The organism is Rhodococcus sp. IEGM 1409 (assembly GCF_030056735.1).
In the GTDB taxonomy this organism is placed as follows: domain Bacteria; phylum Actinomycetota; class Actinomycetes; order Mycobacteriales; family Mycobacteriaceae; genus Rhodococcus_F.
On the sequence record NZ_JASHKN010000001.1, the window covers coordinates 1 to 22833 of the forward strand.

The following is a 22833-nucleotide window of genomic DNA, read 5'->3' on the forward strand; positions in this document are numbered from 1 at the left end:
TCGGCAACCATTCAGACGGAAGAATGAACAATCACCGACGAAAAATACTCACACCACACACAAACCAACCAAACCCCAAAAGGCGGTTGATCATTCGCGGATGTGAAGTACCAAAAAAATTTGGCACTGACATTCATCGACACACTGTTGAGTTCTCAAAGAACACGCACACACCATCACCACGACCCTACGGCCGCCGCTCCGGGGCAACTTTCCCAGCCTATCCCAACCAGGTCACCGGCGCAAACCGGAACCTTGTGAAGAAAAACTGGATTGTGTTCGCCAGGCACTTCGTACAACCTCGTGTCACTCACCCTCACAGGTGGGAGTCGGTGTCCGTGTCGCTCTGACCTGGACAAAGTTACGCGAAGATCAACACAACACCAAATCGCCAGGTCAGAGCACTACCACGGGTTAACAACCGATAATTTCTCCGAATTTTCGACTGTCGCGATGACTTTCTGTCCCCACTGCGGTCTGTATGAGCAGGAACCAACAGGAACCGAAGCGATCAGTAATCAGTCAACCGATTTCAAGGAGCACTCCATGTCTCGTCTTCTCTTCGTCAACATGCCGGTCAAGGACGTCGCCGCTACCCGGGCATTCTTCAGCGGCCTCGGCTTCGAGTTCAACGACATGTTCAGTGACGAGAACACTGTCTCGATGATCGTCAGCGATTCCGCCACCGTCATGTTCCTGAACGAACCCCGTTTCGGGGACTTCATCGCCGACGACATCTGTGACACGTCGAAAGCTCGCGAGGCACTGATGTGTGTGTCAGCCGACAGCAGGGAAGAAGTCGACACCTTCGTCGACGCGGCGATCGCTGCCGGCGGAAGCAAATGGATGGAGCCCCAGGATCACGGCTTCATGTATGGACGCGCATTCCGCGACCTCGACAACCACGTCTGGGAGGTCATGTGGATGGACCCGGCTGCGACGGTTCCCCAGCAATAGCGGTTAGTCACTCGGGCCCTTCATGCCGGAGGGCCCGCGCACAACCCGTTGCCCTATAGCTCCGCCGGCAATCCGAACCGTGCGAACAGGCTCAGATCGAAGAAACACGTCACGTGCGAGATCCCGGACTCGGTGACATCGAGAACGTGCAACTGAAAAGCCCGGTGAACTCCGTCGAGCTCGCGCATATAGAGGCCGAACGCCGGCTGTCCGTTGGCAGCGGTCGGTAGTAGCCGCATCGCGCCCGGTCCGTCGGCCGGACACTTCGTACCGATGAGCTGCCCGATTGCTTCCGGGCCCTGGTACCAACCCTCGAACGGCGGCATCTCCCAGATGGCCTCACGCGTGAACAGTTCCACGATGGCCTCGACGTCATAGCTCTCGAAGCTGTGCACGTAGTCGCGAAGCAACTTCCGGGCAGCCTCGGTAGTCGGTTCCACGAGGTCGTCCTCCGTGGGCCCGATGTGATTGATCTGTGCGCGAGCCCGCTGCAGCAGGCTGTTCACCGCAGTGGTTGTGGTGCCCAGGGCCTCCGCAACTTCCGACGCCTTCCACTGCAGAACGTCACGCAAAACCAGAACCGCACGTTGCCGCGCGGACAAGTGTTGCAAGGCGGCAACAAGCGCGAGCCTCACCGAATCGCGATTGACGACCATGACAGCCGGATCATTGACGTCGCCCAGCGCAGAATCGGCGATCGGTTCCAACCAGGCAATCTCGTTGCGCTCGATCAAATCGTCGGCCGGGTCCGAACTAGGTGCGCCGAGGCCCGTCGGGAGTGGACGCCTCGATCTCCCTTCCAGCGCAGTCAGGCACGTGTTCGTCGCGATGCGATAGAGCCAGGTCCTGAGCGACGACTGGCCTTTGTACCCGTCGAATCCTCGCCAAGCCCGGATGAACGTCTCCTGGACCTGGTCTTCGGCGTCGTGGATCGAGCCCATCATGCGATAGCAGTGCGCCAACAACTCGCGGCGATACGGATCGGCAAGAGTGAGGAAATCACTGTCCAACGCCTGATCGACTGTCATTTGTTCAGACTAGTGGCCGAGCGTCCCGAACACAGGCGTCGGCGAGAATTTGATCAGGCAGGCGCCTGCACCGCGGTCAACCGGGATTTCTTACGGAGCACGAATCCCAGTGATTCGTAGAGTCTGATCGCATTCGTATTCGATTGCACTGCATGGAGAAACGGCAGCTCGCCACGCTCGCGAATCCCGGCGCCGACGGCTCGGATCAGGGTCGCGCCCAGTCCTCGACCCCGAAAATCGCTGTCAGTGCACACCGCGCTGATTTCCGTCCATCCCGGAGGGTGCAGTCGCTCCCCTGCCATGGCAACAAGTCTTCCGTCGACGCGAATACCGTAGTAGCCCCCCATCTCAATGGTGCGAGCGAGAAAAGGTCCGGGCTTGGTGCGCTCGATCAACGCCAGAATTTCGGGAACATCGCTCGTCCCGAGAAGTTCGACCGACGGATCAACGGAGACTTCGAGTGCGGAGCCGTCCATCTGCACCGAGCCGAACTGATCCGCAACGCGCCACCCTACCGGCGGATGATGATCGAATCCTCGCAAACCTACTGTGCCGCCCGGACCTACGAGTGTGCGCAGGTTCTCCCAGTCTTCGGCGTCCAACTCGGTCGGATGACCGACGAACGGAGCGACCGTCGGGTCGTATCGTGCAACCTTGCCTGCCCACTGAGCGAATTGCGCATGCTGCCCGCGAAGACCTTGTCGCACAGGGTCGTCCAGTGGATGGATGTCGACATCCGTGTCGACTGTCTCGACAAACGACGCCAGGGTCGCCTCCGTGGTCATCGAACCTCTTCCTGCCCAAGTCTGCCGGTGATGAAGGCGAACGGAACTCCCCGCCCACCTCGATGACAACGCTAAGAACACTTGCTGTCGTAGTCGCCGGATAGAATCAAGATGATTCTGACTTCGGCCCCCGCTTCCGGCGTCAACCAGGGCTCGATCGCAGATCTGCACCACGACTTTCGTCGCGATTCCTCACCAAGCGGAAGGCTGTTTGTCATGAGCAACTCCGACCCGATCAGATCTGCATTCGACCAGCTGCCACTGAAGGAGATGGACGCTGCGACGCTGGTCTTCGCGATCGAGAGCGCCGTCGACGAGATGTCGATCCCGGGCGAAACCCTGAGGCTCGCCATGGAGGTCGCAACCCTCGCGCATCTCGATCAGTTCAGAAAGAACGGGATCAAGTCGAACGAGGATCCCTACATCGTTCATCCCCTGCGGAATGTCTTGCGTCTACTTCGGTACGGGTGCTCCGACGTCGAGATCCTGAGCGCAACCGCGCTTCACGACACGGTCGAGGACCAACCGCACGTCGTCATCGCACTACTCGGTGGCCGCACCGCCGACGACGTGACGCCGTCCGAAGCGCAAGAACGTGCATCGACACTCATCGCCTCGCACTTCGGCCGCAAGATCTCCGAACTTGTTGAGGCAGTGACCAATCCAATCACCTACCCGGACGGCGACGCCACCCTCGGTTACCAGGATCACGTCATCCAAGCGATCAAGGATCCCGCAGTATTCCTCGTGAAGTTCAGCGACTTCGTGGACAACGCAGGCAGCGTGAAGTACCTGAATGAAACCGACAGACTGAAACTGGCTACGAAGTACCAACCCCTCGTGGAGCACTTCAAGTGCGCTGCCCTTGCCCTGGGCAACACCTTGCAACTCCCTCCCGCAGGACTCGATGCGGTCGCAGAGCACATCGCCACCATCGAAGGCGACTTCTTGAATACGACCGGGCAAGATAAGGAAATACTCGCCAGTAGTACTGATCAGTAATAATTGAGCAATCCGGAAAATCTTCCGAATATTCGATTTTGTTACCAGCGGGTATTCACTTTCTTGCATATCTCCGCGGCGTCGTGATCCGCATCACAGCAACGAATAATGTTGCACCGCAATGCTTTAACTCGTTACCAGTAACCGTAGTTCACATTGACTAATATTCTTCAATTCGCCCAGGTGACATGAGCGTCGACATACTGCATCCTTAGATAAACCAGGGATTCCCTGGAAGCAGACACAATATGTTGCTGATTCGTGATTGGAGCGGTTCTGAGTCCACACCTGCAGGGTGGCGCACAAGGCACACGTGGTGCATCGGCGCACACGGTGCTACGGCGCAAGGGACTCGACGAACCGGAAGGGCAATCACCTGCCGACGCGCAACCGGGGGAAACACAGCGCATCGCGGCGTAGTTCACGAACCGGACAATCCGGTATGTGTGACACGGTCGGCTCATATCGCAACGTACGTGACGACGAATCTCATCAAGGACGGTGGCAGTGACAATGTTCAAACGAATCGCAGTGGTCAATCGAGGTGAGGCCGCGGTCCGCCTGATCAGGGCTGTACGCGAACTGAACGCCGAACACGACCACGGTATTCGCGTCATTGCACTGCACACAGAGGCCGAGCGTCGCGCCATGTTCGTCCGCCAGGCCGACGAGGGCGTGACTCTGCGCAGCACTGGCGCAGGCAGTCCCTACCTCGACTACGCCGAACTCGAGCGAGCACTTCTCGCAGCCAAGGCCGACGCCGTCTGGGTCGGCTGGGGCTTCGTGGCCGAGGACCCCACGTTCGCCGAGATCGTCGCGAAGCTGGGCATCACGTTCATCGGCCCGAGCGCCGACGCGATGCGTCTGCTCGGCGACAAGGTTGCCGCCAAGATCCTCGCCGAAAAGGTCGGTGTACCGGTCGCACCGTGGAGCGGGGGGCCGGTCGAGACCCGCGCCGACGCACGCCGTCACGCACAGGCGATCGGTTACCCACTGATCATCAAGGCTCGCAGCGGCGGCGGCGGACGCGGCATCCGCAAAGTGTGGGCCGAGGACGAACTCGAAGTTGCGCTCGAGCGCACTCAGGGTGAGGCCGAGCGCTCGTTCGGCGACCCCGTCGTCTTCCTCGAACGCCTTGTCACCGATGCGCGCCACGTCGAGGTACAGATCATCGCCGACAACCACGGCAACGTCTGGGCTCCGGGCGTTCGTGACTGCTCGATTCAACGTCGCAACCAGAAGGTCATCGAAGAGTCCGCTTCCCCCGTCCTCACCGAAGAACAGTCGGACCATCTCAAGGAGGTCTCGGCCGAACTCGTCAAGGCAGCCGGGTACCACGGCGCCGGCACGGTCGAATACCTCTACCAGCCCGAGAACAAGCTCTTCACCTTCCTCGAGGTCAACACGCGCCTACAGGTCGAGCATCCGATCACCGAGGTCACGACAGGCATCGACCTCGTCAAACTGCAGATTCTCGTGGCAAGCGGTGAAGAGTTGGTCGGCGACTGCCCGCCCCCGTTCGGCCATGCCGTCGAGGCTCGCCTCAACGCCGAGGACGCCGACAACGATTTCGCTCCGGCGCCCGGCACCGTTCAGCTGCTGAAGTTCCCGCTCGGCTCGGGCATCCGCGTCGACACCGGCATCGCGGCCGGCGACGTCATTCCGCCTGACTACGACTCGATGGTCGCGAAGGTCATCGCGTGGGGCCGCAACCGCTCCGAGGCACTCGCGCGTCTGCGCACCGCCCTCCGTGAAACCACCGTCGTACTCGACGGCGGCACCACCACCAAGTCGTTCCTCCTCGATCTACTCGATCGCGACGAGGTCATCTCGGCATCGGCGGATACCGGCTGGCTCGACCGCACGGGCGCCCTCACCGGCGCCACTCGCCGCGCCGACGTCGCACTGATCGCCACCGCCATCGATGCCTACGACGCCGAGGAGTCTCTCGAGCGTGCGGCCTTCCTCGCCTCGGCACGTGGCGGTCGCCCCCGCGCTAATCACGCGATCGGACGTACCGTCGAGCTCAACTACCAAGGTCAGGCATACAAACTGACCGTCGGGCGTATCGGCCCGCACCGCTACCGCGTCGACGGAGACGCAGGCGACATCGAAGTCGACGTCGACCGCCTCGGTGACTTCGAATCACGTCTGGTGATCGGTGATCGCCGCTTCCACGTCGTTTCCGTCTCGAGCCCGGCTCGTTATCTCGTCGAGGTCGACGGCATCAGCCACCAGATCAGCCAGGACGACGCCGGAGTGGTCCGCGCGCCGGCTCCTGCCGTCGTGGTGGCAGTACCGGTCGCAGTCGGCGACGACGTCGAAGCCGGCTCCACGCTGGTCGTGCTCGAATCCATGAAGATGGAGACCGCAGTTCGCGCTCCGTACGCGGGCAAGGTGCGTGAGGTTCTCGCTACCGTCAACTCACAGGTCGATGCCGGCGCGCCGCTCCTGCGCGTCGACCAGGTCAGCGAGGAAGCTGTCACGGAAAAGGCTCCGCGAGTCGAATTCGACCTTTCTGCTGCAACTTCCGGTACCGACGCCCGTGACGACGCACTGGCACAGCTCGAAGCGCTGACCGCGATGCTCAGTGGTTACGACGTCAGCGGCAAGCACGCCAACGCTGTTCTGGCCGAATACGACGCACTTCGCAGCGCACTCGAATCCGAGGACCGCGAACTGGTACAGGCCGAACTGGCCGTGCTGACCACCTTCGCCGACATCTGCGAGCTCTCGCGTAACAAGCCCACCTCGGGCGAGTCGGCGAAGGACGAATCCGTCCACAGCCCCCGCGAACACTTCCACACTTTCCTGCACTCACTCGACGCCGAGCGTGAAGGTTTGCCTGCGTCGTTCCGCACGAGACTCGAACGCGCACTTCGCCACTACGACGTCACCGATCTGGAAGATCGCCAGGCCGTCGAGGAAGCGGTCTACCGACTCTTCCTGGCTCTGCAGCGTATGGAAGCCCAGATCCCGGTCATTGCAGCACTTCTCGAAGGCTGGCTCGTCGGTGACAAGGCCCCCGGTTGCTCGGCTCAGGAGCTGAACGAGGTTCTCGATCGACTCATCGTCGCGACGCAGGTCCGCTACCCCGTCATCGGCGACGTCGCCCGCAACCTTCGCTTCCGGTTCTTCGACGAGCCGCGCATCCGTAAGGTTCGCGAAGACGTCTACGACGGCGTCCGCGGCAACCTTGCCTACCTCGAAGAGCAGCCGGACGCTGCCGATTTCAACGAGCGGATCGCCAACCTCGTCGCCACCCCCGAACCCCTCCTGGACCTGCTTGGTCGAAAGATCGGCCTGGGCAACCGCGACGGCGGACCGCTGCTCGAGGTCATCACGCGTCGCTACTACAAGATTCATTCCTTCGAAGACGTCCGCGTTTTCGAGCACGTCGACCGCCGTTTCGTGACCGGCAACTTCGACCTCAAGGGCGACGGTCTGCACCTGGTCTCGACGGTGGCCGAATTCGATGCTCTCGGAACCGCTCTCGACGATGTCGCCACGATCGCACAGGATGCTCCGTCGGGTCGCGGCCTGGTTGTAGACATCTACCTCGACTGGCCGAATCAGCCCGCTGACGGCGACACGCTCGTCGAGACGCTGCGCACCGAACTCTCCCGCAACGAGACGATCACCCGTTCACGGCGCGCCACGGTGATCATCTGCAATCCCAACGGGGATCCGGTCCGGTGGGTCACCTTCCGCCCGGTCGACGGTGAACTGGTCGAGGACCACATCATTCGCGACATGCACCCGCTCACGGGTCAGCGACTGGACATGTGGCGCCTGAAGAACTTCAACGGAAAGCGCCTCCCGGCTCCGGAGAACACCTACCTGTTCCACCTCTCCGCCAAGGAGAACCCGAAGGACGAGCGCCTGATCGCTCTGGCCGAAATCCGCGACGTGACACCGCAACTCGACGACGAAGGTCAGATGGTTGCACTGCCGGCGATCGAGCGCACCCTTGCCGCGTGCCTGGACGGCATCCGCCGTGCGCAGTCCCAGCGCGGGGACAAGCGTCGACTCGCAGCCAACCGCGTCGTGCTCTACGTGTGGCCGGTCGCCGACGTTCCCAGCGAACGCTTCTCGGTGATCGCTCAGAACGCAGCCCGACTGACCGTCGGCGCGGGGATCGAAGAGATCACGCTCATCACCCGCCTGAAGGACCGAAAGGGTGGCGCACCCAAGGAAGTCGCGCTGCGATTCTCGTACCGCGCAGGCGCCGGTGTGGTCATCAACAAGACCACTCCTCCCACCGAACCTCTCCTCCCTCTCGACGCCTATGCGCAGAAGGTTCAGAGTTCGCGGGCACGTGGCACGGTGTACCCGTACGAGCTGATTCCGCTCCTGACCGGCTCCAAGGGCACCTTCGTCGAGCACGACTTCGACGAAGCGGGCGTCCTTTCCCCCGTCGAGCGCCCGTACGGACTCAACAAGGCCGGCATCGTCGTCGGCCTCGTGAACACTCGGACGCCGCGTTATCCCGAGGGAATGACCCGTGTAGCGCTCTTCGGTGACCCCACCAAGGCGCTCGGCACCGTCGCCGAGGCCGAGTGCTCACGCGTGGTCGCCGCAATCGACCTGGCCGAGAAGTTGAACGCTCCGGTCGAGTGGTTCGCGCTGTCGTCGGGTGCCACCATCTCGATGGAGAGCGGCACCGAGAACATGGACTGGGTCTCGCGTGGCCTGCGCCGGATCATCACCTTCACCCAGAACGGCGGCGAGATCAACATCGTCGTCACAGGAATCAACGTCGGCGCTCAGCCCTACTGGAACGCCGAAGCCACCATGTTGATGCACACCAAGGGCATTCTGGTGATGACCCCGGACAGCGCAATGGTGCTGACCGGCAAGCAGTCTCTCGACTACTCCGGCGGTGTGTCGGCCGAAGACAACTTCGGCATCGGTGGTTACGACCGCGTCATGGGCCCCAACGGCCAGGCGCAGTACTGGGCCCCCGACCTCACCGCGGCGTGCGAGATCCTGTTCCGTCACTACGCACACTCGTACCTCGCTCCCGGCGAACGGTTCCCGCGTCGCGCGGCGACCACGGACCCCGTCGATCGCGACGTGCGTAGCTTCCCGCACACCCACCCGTCGAGCGACTTCGAGACGGTCGGCGACATCTTCTCCTCGGCGAAGAACCCGGATCGCAAGAAGCCCTTCGACATTCGAACCGTGATGCGTTCGGTAGTCGACCAGGACCACTCGGTACTCGAGCGTTGGGCCGACATGGCCGGCGCCGACACCTCGGTCGTTCTGGACGCGCACCTCGCCGGACATCCGGTCACGGTGGTGGGCATCGAATCCCGCGCGATCCCGCGTAAGGGTCGTTTCCCCGCCGACGGACCCGACACCTGGACATCGGGAACGCTGTTCCCGAACTCGTCGAAGAAGACGGCCCGCGCGATCAACGCTGCGAGCGGCAACCGTCCGATCGTGGTGCTGGCCAACCTGTCCGGCTTCGACGGTTCGCCGGAGTCGCTGCGCAACATCCAACTCGAGTACGGCGCCGAAATCGGCCGCGCCATCGTCAACTTCGACGGACCGATCGTGTTCTGCGTCGTTTCCCGCTACCACGGCGGCGCGTTCGTCGTGTTCTCCGGCGCGCTCAACGACAACATGGAAGTTCTTGCTGTCGAAGGTTCGTTCGCCTCGGTACTCGGCGGGGCCCCGGCCGCCGCAGTGGTCTTCACCCGTGAGGTGAACACCCGCACCAACAACGATCCGAAGGTGCAGCAACTTGAAGCAGACTTGGCAGCAGCCAAGGACGACACGGAGAAAGCACATCTGCGCGTCGAACTGAACGCTCAGCGCATCGCCGTCCGCTCCGACAAGCTCGGCGAAGTAGCATCCGAATTCGAAGCGATCCACAACATCCAGCGGGCCCGAGAGGTCGGCTCGGTGGATGAGATCGTCCCTGCCGCAGAACTGCGTCCGCAGATCATCGCAGCAGTCGAACGCGGTATGAAGCGCGCACTCGCGCAGTAAGTTTCTCCGCACGTCGAGCGGCCCCCGCGAAATGCGGGGGCCGCTCGATTTGTATTCGGACCGCACTGCACTCAGGCGCCTTCGAGTGCCTCCCCGATCTCCCCGAGGACGTGATTGTGCTGCTCTGTCGCGAGCAGATGCCCCGCCGAGATGGTCACCGCCGCTGGCCACTCGATTTCGAAGCTTCGAGCCGAACGGACGGATTCCACTACCGCACGGTGATCTACGGTGTTCGTGTGGTCATCGAAGAATTCAGTATTCGGGGCCATACCCAACACCGACTGCGGCCATCACGATCCGATACATTTTTCGGCGAACCTGGCGAGGGCGCGCCATCGTCAGTTCCATGAGAGGGTACGGTGCGGGATGCAGCGACCACCTTCATCGACGGGAGTTCCACACAGTGGCGATCATCGGAAATTCGGACCTCGACATCTTCCGACTTAGCTTGGGTGGCAACCCTTTCGGGTGGACAGCTGACGAGAAGACGTCGTTCGAGATCCTCGACTCGTTCGCCGAAGCCGGTGCGAACTTCATCGACACCTCCGACTCGTACACGGCGTCGGCTCCCGGCAATTCCGGTGGGGAATCCGAAACGATCATCGGGAAATGGATCACCGATCGCGGACTACAGAACGACATCATCGTCGCCACCAAGGTGGGTAGTCATCCCGATTTCAAGGGGTTGAAGGCAGACAACATCGCGGCCGCAGCAGAGGCGTCGCTGCGCCGTCTGCAGACGGACTGCATCGACCTCTACTACGCGCATTTCGACGACCCGCAGACTCCGCTCGAAGAAACGCTCGAAGCCTTCAATGCGTTGGTCGTCGCGGGCAAAGTTCGCTACCTCGGAATCTCCAACTACAGCCCCGACCGCATCCGCGAGTGGCTGCGGATCACCGAAGAGAACGGTTACGCCGCGCCGATCGCGCTGCAACCGCATTACAACCTGGTGCACCGTAAGTCGTACGAACCTGAACTCGCCGAGATCGCCACCGACAACAACATCAGCGTCTTCCCGTACTTCGCTCTCGCTTCCGGCTTCCTGACCGGAAAGTACAAGACCCGCGCAGACATCGAAGGCAGCTCCCGCGAACGACTGACCGCTGGATACTTCAGCGACGCCGGACTCGACGTCGTCGCAGAACTGGCGACAATCGCGCAGGCACACGACAGCGAGATCTCGACCGTTGCGCTGGCCTGGCTGCTGACTCGACCGGGTATCACCGCACCGATCGCGAGCGTCAGCCGGCCGGAGCAGCTCCCCGCGCTACTGGACGCCCCGAACCTCGTGCTGTCGTCGAATGAACTGGACACGCTCGAACGAGTGTCGGCGGCAGTCGGCGCCTAGATCAGGCAGTTTTGAGATGGGCACCGAGGGCAGTGTTGTTGATCGTCCAGAACGACCAGCCGTCATGGCTCTCGGTGTCGCCTGAGATGTGACCGGTGACGGCATTGGCGGCCGCGGTCGGATCGGGGAATCGGCGGCCTTCCATCGGTCCGCGCATGATCTCGACCACCTCGGTGGTTTCGTCGAAGCGTCCGACCCAGCGGTATCCGTGGCAATCAGCCGTCATCTCGAGGCGATTATCGACGACTTCGATCTCCTCGACACCGCTGGCGCGGCGCTTCTTCGCCGCGACCGGCGAAGCCTTGCGCTTGGCTGCGACCGGTGTTTCGACGTGAATGCTCGGATCCTTTACGGCAGCGAGGCCCAGGGCATCCCAACGATCGTGGCCGTGCACGACGCGTCCGCGCGGGATCGCGTGATGACCGGTGCGATTACGTCCGGGGCTGTCCATGATCCACAGGTCGACCTCGGCACGGATGTCGTCCGCGACCTCGTTGGAGGGCAGCATGAAGAACTCGTGCGGATCTGCTGCCAGGTCCACGAACACCCAGAACTCGGAGCGCGTGTCGTCGCTCTCGAGCGACTCGTCTTGACGCCTGGCCTGCCAGTCGCCTTCGAGCTTCGAACGCACTCGGACGATACGACTGGTGCCGTCTGCACCCGTCACCTCGACCGGGTTACGACGCGAGTGCGTGAGCCGGACGGCCTTGCCCCCACGCTGCGTAGCTTCGGAAATGAACGCATTGATGCCGCGGCTTGCGGTGTCTTCCATCATCGACCTGTCTTGAAGCGGATACGCCCGCATCACCGGATCGGCACGGGGTCGAGCAAGGAGCGAATTCTCGGCCTGTTCTTCGAAAGTTCGGCCGGTCAGTACCTCCGACCTTACAGCTCCGACGTCGGCCTGACTACGGCGCCCGACGCTCGTTCCCAGAGGTCAGCAGTGCAATGTCCCCGTAAAGAGCCGCGCGGTGAGCGAACATCAGCTCTTCCACGCCGTCGAATTGATCCCCGACGTAGTGCGTGTTTGCGGCCGAAAGTTCACGTGAACCGGAGCGCGCAAGTAGGTCGTCGATCCGGCTGTCGAGGCTCGCTGCATGCGCAACCGCGCGCTGCGAACTCAACTGATCCTCGGCCCGTGCGACCAGGTCACCGATCCGCGCAAGCGCCGCGACGCGTTCGACCAACTGGTCCCAGACCGCGCCGAGTGCTTCCTTGCGCGAAGCGATCCCGGCTCGGGTTCCCTCGTCGCGTGCCAACGCAGCCGCGTCGTCCAACTCCGCGAGAATCGAACGCAGCGCTACGGTATCGACCGCGATCTGGGTGATCTCGTCGGCCAGGTCGAGTTGATTGCGTTGAATGACAAAGTGATCGGAATGCCATGCGCTGGAGCTTTCGATCCGGTCGAACAGATTTCCGGCGAGGTAAAGCAGAGCGTCGTACTCACCCGCACGTCCTTCGGGTTCGGAGTCGACCAGTCCGTCGAGGACCTCCGCGATCCGCCTACCTGCATCGGCGATGACACCGGTTCCCTGGACCTTGCCCAATTGGGCGGCGAGTTTGTCCAGCGCAGCGTTTCCACCACTTGCCACGACCCCCAACCCCACCGGCAGCTTGGCTGGAACCGGGGTGCGGGTGAGCCCGGCAAAAAGTGCCTCACGTTGCTCGACGTCGAGATGAAGGCCGTCGCGGCGGTCCTTGCGAATGGCACGGACGCTGCTCGCGAAGTGGCGATTGGAATGCACTATCGCCGAACGCATCGACTGCACGCGCTTGTCGAGCGTCTGCACCCGCCGTTCGAGGACTACCTGAACAGGACCGATTCGGGTCGCGAGCAGTCGGCGTCTGGTGCGGGCCAGTTCGTCGGTGAGGTAGCGCAACTCCGAGAAGCCGCCGAGCTCCGGGAACGACCGCCCGACACCGCGCCGGTTCGCCAGGATCGATCGCGTCGACTCGTCCGCATAGCCACCCGCAATCAGCAGTGCGACGTCGTCGGACAACTCCGGCCGGTTCGACTCGACGGTCCCTGCCGCACACCACTCCCTCACCCGAGTGGAGATGAGCGTTCGCCGCTCGGCCACCGACGCCACGACAAAGACGTCGTCAGTTCCGTCTGTCATCTCACGCCTCCTGCTGGTCGCCGGTTACCACTGTTCCAGACTCTGCCGACACGCGCCCGACCCCTGTGCCCGTGCTCGACGCACCTCTGCCATACCGTAGGCGGGTGACCTCCCTGCGATCAGACGCGCACGCAGGTCACTCGCGCGCTTCGAGGACTGATCCAGCGGTTCAACCGCTGCTTCCCGACCTCGCGATCGAACAACTTCAGTCCTTGTTGCAGGTTCGTTCCTGGACTCTCCCGGAATGGTTCGCGATGGCCGACCAACGCGGATTCCTCGCTCCCGCTGCCAGCGTTCCGCTCTTCATGGAGGCCGCACTGAAGTATCCCGAGCACCGCGAGGCGCTACTGCGCCTGGCCGGTCGACGTGGGCAGTATCTGGCGGAGCAGAATCCGGATTGGGCCCAGCTACGACGAATCGGATCACGCCGGGACGAGCTGTGGCTTTCGCCCGATCCGGACGACCGTACGGCCTGGTTCGATTACATACGTACGGTCGACCCGGAACTGGCGAGTGAAGAGCTCGAGATCGCCTGGAGCGAGGCGGCCACGGCAAGCCGCCTGCATTTCCTCGATCACCTCGACGTCGGACTGGGCGAACACGACTACGCACTCCTCGAGCGTGCACTCGACGATCCAGCCGTGCGGGTCCGTGAGCGCGCAATTCAACTCCTGCGGCAACTCCCCCGATCTCCGTTTGCCTCTCGCATGGTCACCCGGGCTCAGTCGTGGGTGCGGCTCGAGACGAAGCCGTTGCGACCCCGCCTGGCCGTCCGATTGCCGGGTTCGCTCGACGACCTCGCATTCCGAGACGGCATCGAAGACGTCCACTACAAGAACAAGGGCATCCGGCGCTGGTGGTTGCGGCAAGTTGTGACCGCTACTCCGCTGACGCTGTGGGAATCGATGGCCGGTTCGGCACGCGGCGCCCTCACCATCCCCATCGAGAAACAGTGGCGCGACGTGATGATCGAATCATGGACTGCTGCAACTGTTCTCCAGAAGAACACAGCGTGGGCGTCGGCATTTCTGGAGCGGGACGGGCGCACGACGGACCGGAGAATCGTCGCCATCGCTGACCCGCGCGAGCGCGTCGAGTACATCGTCGCCGGACACGCGGACGAGTACCTTCTGGGCGTCGACGGCAGCGCGCTACTCGACGGCATCGACCGCCCATGGCCACTGGCCGTCGCCGAAAAATTGTTGAATGCCTTGGAAAACGAAGCGTTGGAGCATGCTGCGACGGGCGAGGACTTGGGCATCCACTCGCGCCACAGTCACTTCTCCACCCTGCGAAGTGTGCAGGCGCGCTTCCCTTTCGACGCGATTCCACTTCTGCAAGACGCGGCGTCCCGAACGGGTGACGCCGGCTGGAAACAAGCGTTCACCGACAGCGCCGTCAACATCGAGCAGCGTCGCCTCCGCTTGGACGTCTTACGCAATCACCGCTGAACGGCGAAGGGGCCGCATCCCTCTCACGGAATGCGGCCCCTCCTCGAGCCGTGAAAGGTCAGACCACGCTGACCATCTCGTGATCGGCCACACCGGCGGCCAACGCCCGAAGGTGGTCTTCGGTGCTGCCAAGCGTGTGCTCGATGGCGACGAGTCGGCTCACGTAATGACCCACCGGGTATTCGGCGGTCATACCGATACCACCGTGCATCTGGATCGCTTCTTGACCGATGAGCCGAGCCGAGCGCCCGATCTGCAACTTCACCCGCGAAGCGATAACGGGATCGACAACGCCGTCGGCAAGGGACATCGTTGCGTAGAGACTCATACTTCGCGCCAACTCGAGCGAGACGTACAGGTCGGCGGCGCGGTGCGTCAGCGTCTGGAACTTCGCGAGCGGAACACCGAATTGCTTGCGCGTCTTGAGGTATTCGGTGGTCAGGCGCAGCGCCTCTTCCATTGCTCCGACAGCCTCGGCGCACAGAGCAGCCTGCTCACGGATCTGCGCGGCTTGAATCAGAGCAGAAGCGTCGCCGCCCTCACCGAGCGCTTCGGCCGGAGTATCGGTGAACTCGATCTGCGCACCGCGCAAACCGTCGTGTGTGGCGTAGGACTTGCGCACCAAACCGGAGGCATCGCTCTTGACGAGGAACAGTCCGACGCCACCGCCGGGGAGCGCAGCGCTCACGACGAGGATATCCGCCGTCGCGCCGTGCCCGACGGGATTCTTGATCCCGGTCACGGTCCAGCCGCCGTCGACCTGCGCCGCGGCTGTCGCACGTTCGGTTGCCGGCCAACGGATTCCGGGTTCTTGATCGGCGAATGCCAGGAACGTGACGCCCTCGGCAACACCGGGAAGAATCGACGACCGCTGCGCTGTGCTGCCGCCTTCGGAGATGAGTCCGCCCGGCGTCACGACCGCGTCGAGTACCGGTTCGGGGGCCAAGCGTCGACCGATCTCGGTCATGACCGCGCCGATTTCCACCGGACCCGCGTCCATGCCGCCGTCGTCCTCGGAGAACGTCAGGCCAAGCAAGCCGACCTCGGCCAGCTGCTTCCAGACCTGTGGGCTCCACCCGGGATCGGAGTCGATGATCGCATTGCGCTTCTCGGCGTCGTAGCTGCGCGCGAGGAGATCCTTGGTGGTGTCGCGGAGAAGTTTCTGCTCGTCGTTGAGTTCGAAGTCCATGCCACGCCTCACAATCCGAGGATCGAGGAAGCGATGATGCTGCGCTGCACTTCGCTCGATCCGCTGTAGATGGATACCTTGCGGTAGTTCAAGTACGTCGGGGCAGTGTGCTGCGCCCAGCTCGCGGAGGCGATGTCGATGCCCGCGTCGTACGGCAGTGAATCGGGGCCGGCCACGTCCATCAGCAGTTCGACGCTCGCCTGCTGCAATTCGGAACCGCGAAGCTTCAGCAGCGACGACGCCGGATTCGGCTGGCCGTCAGCGGAACTGGCGACCACCCGGAGTTGAGTGAGCTCGAGGGCAAGCAATTCGTTTTCGAGTTCGGCGAGGCGGGCAGCGAAGAGCGGATCTTCGAGCAGTGTTCCGTTACCGACCTTGACCTCGGCAGCGCGAGCCTTGGCCTGCGCGAGACGAACCTTCGAGAAACCGACGCGCGTGACACCCGTGCGCTCGTTGCCGAGCAGGAACTTGGCGTAACCCCAGCCCTGGTTCTCCTCACCGACCAGGTTCTCCCCCGGGACGCGGACGTCCTCGAAGAACACTTCGTTGACCTCGTAGCCGCCGTCGATCAGCTTGATCGGGCGGACCGTTACGCCAGGCGTCTTCAGGTCGACGAGGATGAACGAGATGCCCGCCTGGCGCTTCGGCGCATCGGGATTGGTACGCACGAGGCAGAAAATCCAGTCGGCGTACTGTCCCAGCGTCGTCCACGTCTTCTGGCCGTTGATGACCCAGTCGTCTCCGTCGCGGACCGCGCGAGTCTTGAGCGAAGCGAGATCGGAGCCGGCCTCTGGTTCGGAGAATCCCTGGCACCACCAGATGTCGAGGTTCGCGGTCGCCGGAAGGAACTTCTCCTTCTGCTCCTGCGAGCCGAAGGCCGCGATGACCGGACCGACCATGTTGGCGTTGAACGCCAACGGTTCGGGTACAGACGCGAGCTGGAGTTCGTCGAGCCAGATGTTGTGCTGGACCGGGGTCCAGTCCTTGCCGCCCCACTCGACCGGCCAGTGCGGCACCGCCAGACCGTGAGCGTTGAGGATCTGCTGCGCCTCGACCATACGGTCGCGCCCCAACTCCTCGCCGTGGGCGTACGCCTCCCTGATGTCCGCGGGGATTTGCGTACGGAAGAACGTCCGCATCTCGTCGCGGAACGCTAGTTCCTCGTCGGTCAATGCCAGGTTCATCGGGATTCCTTCGCACTCGAAACCGGATTCATGTTCGGTTCGACCGTACCCCGACGACACTGGAGGCGGAACAGGTACCGCGAAAGACGGCACCCCGAGCCGGCCTCCTACACGGTTTTGAGGACCAACAGGTAACCCCCACCCGCGGCGTCGATGCTCGTTTCGACGTTCAACGCAGGAGCCAGACGCGACAACCGATCGATCAGCCAGTCCGAGGCTTCCTGGGCGTCGTCCTTGCCAGGGCAGCGAGCGACGGCGACGCGGCCGCCCTTGCGCTCGAGCTGCTCCACGACCCCGATGATCGGAGCGGGATCCACGACGAACAGCCGATCCGGCCATTCCACAACAGGTTTGACTGCACCCTTCTTGGTGTTGCACGCGCGATGCGCCAAGCGTTCGACGCCACCTTTGGTCTTGCCACCCTTTTTTGCGGTGTTGATGCTGTCGATGCTCGGGCCACGCGGATCGTTGACGGACATGTCGGGGTCGACCGGTTCGTCACACAGCCAGCAGCGCCAGGATTCACGTTCGCCGACTTCTTGAAGGGTGCTCATGCGGCAACGGTACCGTGCGCACTTTCGGCTGCTTCCGCTACCAAAAGTGCGCACGGGGCCGAAGGCCCTACATGTCCGCAATCGCCTCCAGCGGCTTCGTCTTGGCCGCTCTGTTGGCCGGCCACAGCGCCGCCAAGACGCCGACCACACCGGAGCCGATCAGCATTCCGACAACCTGGCCCCACGGGATCGTGATCTTGTCGAGGCCCTGATCCGCGAGTGTGCTCACGAACGCCCAACCGAACGCGATGCCGAGAACAACTCCAACTGCCGCGCCGTACACCGCGATGAGCACCGATTCGAGGTAGATCGTGCGTCGCATCTGTCCTCGCTGCATGCCGACGGCTCGCAGCATTCCGATTTCTCGTCGCCGCTCGACCACCGAGAGCGCCAACGTGTTGATGATGCCAAGGATCGCGATCACGACCGCGAGTGCCAGGAGTCCGTACAGGATCGCCAACAACGTGTTGATCTGCTGCCCCTGAGTTCCCTTGAACTCCTCACGATCCTGCACCTGCACGACAACGTACTTCTCCGTCGCCGTTTCGAGTTCGGATCGCAGCGTCGTCAGATCCGCCCCCGGCTTCGCCTTCACCAGAACCACGAAGTCCGGCAGACTCTCCGCCGGCATCAGCTTCCGGTACGCCTCGTCCGAGACGATCCACGAACCGATCAGCTGGTTGTCCTCGAACACTCCCGCGACAACCGTCTGGTACTCGACGCCGCCTGGACCGGTCAACGTCTGAGTCGAGCCGACAGTCCACCCCTTGTCGTCCGCAGTCGACTTCGAGACGAGCATGTTGTTGCCGGTCAGATCAACCGCGCCCTCGAGGATCTTGTACTCGAGCACGCCTTCGATCGGGCCGTCGAACGAAGCGCCCTGCTCGTCCTCACCGTCGACCTTCGCGCGCACTCCGTGCAAGGATGTCGCGCTCTGCACGTCGGGTACCTGCCGGACGGCGTCGGCCGCACCGCGCGGCACACCAATCGCGTTGGGACCGGTCAGGATGTAGTCGGCCGAGACACCCACGTCCACAAGAGCATTGATGCTCGCCTTGGCCGAAGATCCGAACACTCCGATGACGGTCACCAACATCAGGCCGAGAGTCAGCGCGAATGCCGTTGCGGCCGTGCGACGGGGATTGCGCACCGCATTGGTACGAGCCAATCGCCCGATGGCACCGAACGGCTTGGCGAACACGGCACCGAGCGCGCCGACGATCGGCCGCGACAGCGCCGGAGCACCGAGAAGAACCGCGATGATCAACGAGAACGCACCGAGTCCGACGATCATGGCGGCGCCACCGCCGGTACCGCGAGAACCGAACACGAGCAGTGCCACACCGATCACGCCGAGAATCGCTCCGATCAGCGTCCGTACCCGCAGTGAGTCACCAGTGGAGGCGAACTCCTCACGCATGGCCGCTACCGGCGGGATCTTCGACGCGCGCCGAGCGGGAGCGTAAGCGCTGAGCGTCGTGACGACGACGCCCACCACCAATGCGACGATGATCGTGCGTGCACCCACCTGGAGGGGGCCTTCCGGCAGACCGACGTCGAACGTGTTGAGCAGACTGCGCAATCCGTAGGCGAGACCGATACCACCGAGCAGACCGATGATGCTGCCGATGAGCCCGACCACCAACGCCTCGGTGACCACCGAACGACCGACCTGCGCTCGGCTCGCACCGATCGCACGCAGCAGCGCCAGCTCACGAAGACGCTGCGCCACGATCATCGAGAAGGTGTTGTAGATGATGAACGTGCCGACGAGCAGAGCGATCGCACCGAACGCCAACAGGAAGTAGTTGATGAAACTCAACGCCGAGTCGACCTCGGCCTTGGTCTCCTCGCGAACCTGGTCGCCGGTCTGCACCTTGAGATCGGGGAAAACCTGCTCGACGCGTTGCTGCAGCTCCGTCTGCGAGACCCCGTTGCCCGCGACGTCGATGTACTCGACATGCTGGCCGTCGGTGAAAAGTCCACGAGCCTGTTCGTCGGTGAAGAGCGCACCGATGAATCCACCGGTGTCACTGCCCGCCCCTTCGTAGATGCCGGACAACGTCACGTCCACGATTCCGCGGGCCGGAGCCAGAACCTTGGCGGAATCCCCCACCTTCAGTCCCGCTCGCTCGGCGGCGCTGGTGTTCAGCGCGACCTGACCGGTCTGCGTCGGAGGCGCGCCCTCGACGAAGGTGTCGGGTTCGGCAATCGCCTGGCCCGGAGGCAGGTAGGACTGCCCGATACTCGGCGCGCCGCCGGTCTGAACGGCACCACCGTCTGCGTTGATCAGGACGATCTGTCCGCTGACGGCCGGCGCTACCGCCCGGACGCCGTCGACTGCGGCAAGTTTGTCGACGTCCTCCACCGGAACGCCGCTGGTATTGCGCTCTTCCATCGATACCCGGACGTCGACGCCCTGGGCGGTGTTCTCGAAGATCGAATCGAAAGTCTTCTGGAGGGTGTCGGTGAAAACGAACGACCCCGCGACAAAAGCCGTGCCGAGCACGACGGACAGAACCGTCAGCGCAAGTCGCACCTTGTGTGCCGCCAAGTTGCGCAGGGAGACCTTGCGCATCGGCGAGTTGCTTACCGAAGCCATGTGCTCAAGCCCCGGCTTCCACATTCACGACCGAGTGCGGCGCGTCGAGACGCTTCATACGATCGAGGACCGAATCCGCCGTCGGTTCGCGCAATTCGTCGACGATCTTGCCGTCAGCGAGGAACACGACCCGATCGGCGTACGCCGCTGCCCGCGGATCGTGCGTCACGATCACCACGGTCTGATTGAACTCGTCGACGGCCGCACGCAGGATCGAGAGCACCTCCCCGGACGACTTCGAATCGAGGTTTCCGGTCGGCTCGTCGCCGAAGATGATCTCCGGCTGACCCGCCAGCGCACGCGCACACGCCACACGCTGCTGCTGACCACCCGACAACTCTCCCGGCCGGTGATCGAGCCGATCCCCGAGTCCCAGCTTGGTCAGGACGCTGTTCAGCCAGGTCGGATCCGCTTTGCGTCCCGCAATGTCCAGCGGCAACGTGATGTTCTCGAGCGCCGTCAGCGTCGGCACCAGGTTGAACGCTTGGAAGACGAATCCGATGCGATCGCGTCGTAGTTGCGTCATCTGTTTGTCCGAGAGCGTCGTGAGTTCCGTGTCGCCGATGAGGACAGAACCCGAACTGGCGGAATCCAGACCGGCGAGGCAATGCATCAGCGTCGACTTGCCGGAACCGGACGGCCCCATGATCGCCGTGAACTCACCGCGGGCGAAATCTGCGGACACCGAACTGAGGGCGTGCACCTGGGTATCTCCGGTGCCGTAGGTCTTGGACAGGCCGACTGCGCGGGCCGCGACATCCTGGGCGTGCGAACTCATGATCGCCTTTCCTGTTCACTTCGGTGCTACTTTGCGGGCGTGACGGGCGCCCGTGAAAACACGGACGCCCGCAATGGTTGGTTCCATCCTGTCGGGTGTGGGGCGCGCCCGCCATCGGGGACCACCCTGATATCTACGGCCGAGCCGATCAGGGTCTGAGAATTTACGGCCCTCCCAGGGGCGTGCATTGGCGAGAAACAGCGATATGAATGGCGGGCGCGCACTAACCTTGTGACACCAATCACACGAGAGAGGCGGCCGAATGTCCGACGTCACCGCTGGAATCATTTTCGATCGGCTAGAGCACTGGGCGACGGTCAAGCCTGATCAAGCAGCGATGACCTTCCAAGGGACCGACTACACGTGGGCCCAGTGGCGGGACCGCATCTTGCGTATCGCCGCCGCCCTCACCGAATCCGGCATCGGCGCCGGCGACACCGTCGCTTTCGTCGACAAGAATCATCTGTCCTGTCTCGAAGTCACGTACGCCGCCTCACTGCTCGGGGCCGCGAATGTCGTTCCCAACTGGCGACTTTCGGGCGAAGAGCTGGATTACGTCCTCGCGGACTGTGGCGCTCGCATTCTGTTCGTCGGCAGCGACCTCCTGCCCCAGATCGTCGCCATGCGCGACAGATTGACGGCCGTCGAGTCGATCTTCGCCGTCGGCGGTGAACACGACGAGTTCGAACCGTGGATCGACGAGGTCACCCCGCTGAGTTCCCGACCCGAGGTGAGCCCGGATGCCACCGCTCTGGTTCTCTACAGTTCCGGAACGACCGGTCGACCCAAAGGTGTCCAGCTCACACATCGAAACCTGTTCGCGCACAGCAACAATGTTCTCGAAATCCTGCCGGCTCACGAGGATCATCGCTTCCTGATCGCGATGCCGATGTTCCACGTCGGTGGAACGTGCTACGCCATCATGGCCATTCACACCGGTGGTCGCTGTTACTTCACCAGAGAAGCCGACGGGCCGTCGATCTTCGCCGGTCTCGCCGCCGGCGCGAACATCGCCTTCCTCGTCCCACCGGTCATTGCCGGAGTTCTGGCCGCCGGCGAGCAGGCAGTCGCCGCTTTCAAGGCATTCAAACGCATCACCTACGGCGCCGCCCCCATGCCCCTCCCATTGTTGCGAGCGGCACTCGCAGCCTGGCCGGACACCGAATTCGTCCAGGTCTACGGGATGACCGAAATGGCAGGTGTCATTACCGCGTTGATGCCGGACGTTCACCGCGACGAGTCGCAGGTCGAGCGCATGGCATCAGCAGGTACAGCGATCCCCGGCGTCGAGATGCGCGTGGTGGACCCCGTCACGCTCGAGGACGTACCCACCGGAACGACCGGCGAACTGTGGTGGCGATCCGAACAGTGCACACCCGGATATCTGGGCAAACCCGAGGCGACGGCCGAAACCATCACCGCTGACGGATGGTTGCGCAGCGGCGACATGGGCCGCGCCGACGCCGGCGGCTTCGTGTTCATCGAGGACCGTCTCAAGGACATGATCATCACCGGCGGCGAGAACGTCTACTCCCCCGAGATCGAACGCGTACTGGTGGAGCATCCGGCAATCGCCGAGGTCGCGGTCATCGGCGTTCCCGACGACCGCTGGGGTGAAACCGTCAAGGCCGTCGTGGTTCTCACCGCCGATGCGCAGATAGACGAAACCGAACTGATCACCTACACCCAAGAACGTCTCGCAAAGTTCAAGTGCCCGACCAGTATCGACGTCGTGGAGATCCTTCCTCGCAATCCCACCGGAAAGATCCTCAAGCGCGACCTCCGCAAACCGTACTGGGAGAACCGCGAACACAAGTTGATCTGAGACCCCGTGC

Annotated in this window: 16 protein-coding genes; 6 read left to right on the forward strand and 10 right to left on the reverse strand. The window is 63.0% G+C overall.

Features of this window, described 5'->3' with window-relative positions:
- Window positions 1-546: 546 nt before the first annotated feature.
- Window positions 547-957 (forward strand): VOC family protein, encoded by a 411-nt coding sequence (locus tag QM716_RS00005; protein WP_003945103.1) that lies wholly within the window; start codon window positions 547-549, stop codon window positions 955-957.
- A 53-nt stretch (window positions 958-1010) separates the two neighbouring features.
- On the opposite strand, the gene QM716_RS00010 is transcribed toward QM716_RS00005, so the two are convergent.
- Both QM716_RS00010 and QM716_RS00015 read right to left on the reverse strand, forming a co-directional pair.
- Window positions 1011-1985, reverse strand: coding sequence for a sigma-70 family RNA polymerase sigma factor (locus QM716_RS00010; RefSeq protein ID WP_283301332.1), 975 nt, complete (start codon window positions 1983-1985; stop codon window positions 1011-1013).
- Between the two features lie 53 nt (window positions 1986-2038).
- Window positions 2039-2770: a GNAT family N-acetyltransferase gene (locus tag QM716_RS00015; RefSeq protein WP_283301334.1), complete on the reverse strand. Its 732-nt coding sequence runs from the start codon at window positions 2768-2770 to the stop codon at window positions 2039-2041.
- Window positions 2771-2986: 216 nt separating this feature from the next.
- Here QM716_RS00015 and QM716_RS00020 point away from each other — a divergent pair, with 216 nt between their 5' ends.
- Both QM716_RS00020 and QM716_RS00025 read left to right on the forward strand, forming a co-directional pair.
- Complete coding sequence (locus QM716_RS00020) at window positions 2987-3772, forward strand: nucleotidyltransferase family protein (RefSeq protein WP_283301336.1); 786 nt, start codon at window positions 2987-2989, stop codon at window positions 3770-3772.
- Window positions 3773-4285: 513 nt separating this feature from the next.
- A complete protein-coding gene (locus QM716_RS00025; RefSeq protein WP_283302984.1) occupies window positions 4286-9769 on the forward strand; it encodes an ATP-binding protein in 5484 nt (1827 codons plus the stop codon).
- 71 nt (window positions 9770-9840) lie between these two features.
- Here QM716_RS00025 and QM716_RS00030 read toward each other — a convergent pair whose 3' ends face one another.
- A complete protein-coding gene (locus tag QM716_RS00030; RefSeq protein WP_283301338.1) occupies window positions 9841-10038 on the reverse strand; it encodes a hypothetical protein in 198 nt (65 codons plus the stop codon).
- Window positions 10039-10172: 134 nt separating this feature from the next.
- On the opposite strand from QM716_RS00030, the gene QM716_RS00035 reads away from it, so the two are divergent.
- Complete coding sequence (locus tag QM716_RS00035; protein WP_283302986.1) at window positions 10173-11120, forward strand: aldo/keto reductase; 948 nt, start codon at window positions 10173-10175, stop codon at window positions 11118-11120.
- 1 nt (window position 11121) lies between these two features.
- On the opposite strand, the gene QM716_RS00040 is transcribed toward QM716_RS00035, so the two are convergent.
- Window positions 11122-11892, reverse strand: coding sequence for a hypothetical protein (locus QM716_RS00040; protein WP_283302988.1), 771 nt, complete (start codon window positions 11890-11892; stop codon window positions 11122-11124).
- Window positions 11893-12028: 136 nt separating this feature from the next.
- Window positions 12029-13240, reverse strand: a complete 1212-nt coding sequence (locus QM716_RS00045) for a hypothetical protein (RefSeq protein ID WP_283301340.1) — start codon at window positions 13238-13240, stop codon at window positions 12029-12031.
- A gap of 104 nt (window positions 13241-13344) precedes the next feature.
- On the opposite strand from QM716_RS00045, the gene QM716_RS00050 reads away from it, so the two are divergent.
- The gene (locus QM716_RS00050; protein WP_283301342.1) at window positions 13345-14691 is read left to right on the forward strand and encodes a DUF5691 domain-containing protein; all 1347 of its coding nucleotides are present in this window, start codon (window positions 13345-13347) and stop codon (window positions 14689-14691) included.
- Window positions 14692-14749: 58 nt separating this feature from the next.
- Here QM716_RS00050 and QM716_RS00055 read toward each other — a convergent pair whose 3' ends face one another.
- The 5 genes from QM716_RS00055 to QM716_RS00075 all read right to left on the reverse strand — a co-directional run bounded on the left by QM716_RS00055 (window position 14750) and on the right by QM716_RS00075 (window position 20998).
- Complete coding sequence (locus QM716_RS00055) at window positions 14750-15880, reverse strand: acyl-CoA dehydrogenase family protein (RefSeq protein ID WP_283301344.1); 1131 nt, start codon at window positions 15878-15880, stop codon at window positions 14750-14752.
- A gap of 8 nt (window positions 15881-15888) precedes the next feature.
- Window positions 15889-17064 carry an acyl-CoA dehydrogenase family protein gene (locus QM716_RS00060; protein ID WP_283301346.1) on the reverse strand — a complete coding sequence of 392 codons (1176 nt, stop codon included), beginning with the start codon at window positions 17062-17064 and terminating at the stop codon, window positions 15889-15891.
- Between the two features lie 107 nt (window positions 17065-17171).
- Complete coding sequence (locus QM716_RS00065; protein ID WP_007736175.1) at window positions 17172-17618, reverse strand: hypothetical protein; 447 nt, start codon at window positions 17616-17618, stop codon at window positions 17172-17174.
- Between the two features lie 67 nt (window positions 17619-17685).
- Complete coding sequence (locus tag QM716_RS00070; RefSeq protein ID WP_283301348.1) at window positions 17686-20220, reverse strand: ABC transporter permease; 2535 nt, start codon at window positions 20218-20220, stop codon at window positions 17686-17688.
- 4 nt (window positions 20221-20224) lie between these two features.
- A complete protein-coding gene (locus QM716_RS00075) occupies window positions 20225-20998 on the reverse strand; it encodes an ABC transporter ATP-binding protein (protein ID WP_283301350.1) in 774 nt (257 codons plus the stop codon).
- A 262-nt stretch (window positions 20999-21260) separates the two neighbouring features.
- Between QM716_RS00075 and QM716_RS00080 the strand changes: the two genes are divergently transcribed.
- Window positions 21261-22823: a long-chain-fatty-acid--CoA ligase gene (locus QM716_RS00080; RefSeq protein ID WP_283301352.1), complete on the forward strand. Its 1563-nt coding sequence runs from the start codon at window positions 21261-21263 to the stop codon at window positions 22821-22823.
- The last annotated feature ends 10 nt before the right edge of the window (window positions 22824-22833 follow it).

Coding starts and splice junctions, on each gene's coding strand:
- QM716_RS00045 (WP_283301340.1), bottom strand. CDS start 13,240: ATGACAGACGGAACTGACGACGTCTTTGTCGTGGCGTCGGTGGCCGAG.
- QM716_RS00070 (WP_283301348.1), bottom strand. CDS start 20,220: ATGGCTTCGGTAAGCAACTCGCCGATGCGCAAGGTCTCCCTGCGCAAC.
- QM716_RS00015 (WP_283301334.1), bottom strand. CDS start 2,770: ATGACCACGGAGGCGACCCTGGCGTCGTTTGTCGAGACAGTCGACACG.
- QM716_RS00010 (WP_283301332.1), bottom strand. CDS start 1,985: ATGACAGTCGATCAGGCGTTGGACAGTGATTTCCTCACTCTTGCCGAT.
- QM716_RS00055 (WP_283301344.1), bottom strand. CDS start 15,880: ATGGACTTCGAACTCAACGACGAGCAGAAACTTCTCCGCGACACCACC.
- QM716_RS00030 (WP_283301338.1), bottom strand. CDS start 10,038: ATGGCCCCGAATACTGAATTCTTCGATGACCACACGAACACCGTAGAT.
- QM716_RS00065 (WP_007736175.1), bottom strand. CDS start 17,618: ATGAGCACCCTTCAAGAAGTCGGCGAACGTGAATCCTGGCGCTGCTGG.
- QM716_RS00040 (WP_283302988.1), bottom strand. CDS start 11,892: ATGGAAGACACCGCAAGCCGCGGCATCAATGCGTTCATTTCCGAAGCT.
- QM716_RS00060 (WP_283301346.1), bottom strand. CDS start 17,064: ATGAACCTGGCATTGACCGACGAGGAACTAGCGTTCCGCGACGAGATG.
- QM716_RS00005 (WP_003945103.1), top strand. CDS start 547: ATGTCTCGTCTTCTCTTCGTCAACATGCCGGTCAAGGACGTCGCCGCT.
- QM716_RS00025 (WP_283302984.1), top strand. CDS start 4,286: ATGTTCAAACGAATCGCAGTGGTCAATCGAGGTGAGGCCGCGGTCCGC.
- QM716_RS00020 (WP_283301336.1), top strand. CDS start 2,987: ATGAGCAACTCCGACCCGATCAGATCTGCATTCGACCAGCTGCCACTG.
- QM716_RS00080 (WP_283301352.1), top strand. CDS start 21,261: ATGTCCGACGTCACCGCTGGAATCATTTTCGATCGGCTAGAGCACTGG.
- QM716_RS00075 (WP_283301350.1), bottom strand. CDS start 20,998: ATGAGTTCGCACGCCCAGGATGTCGCGGCCCGCGCAGTCGGCCTGTCC.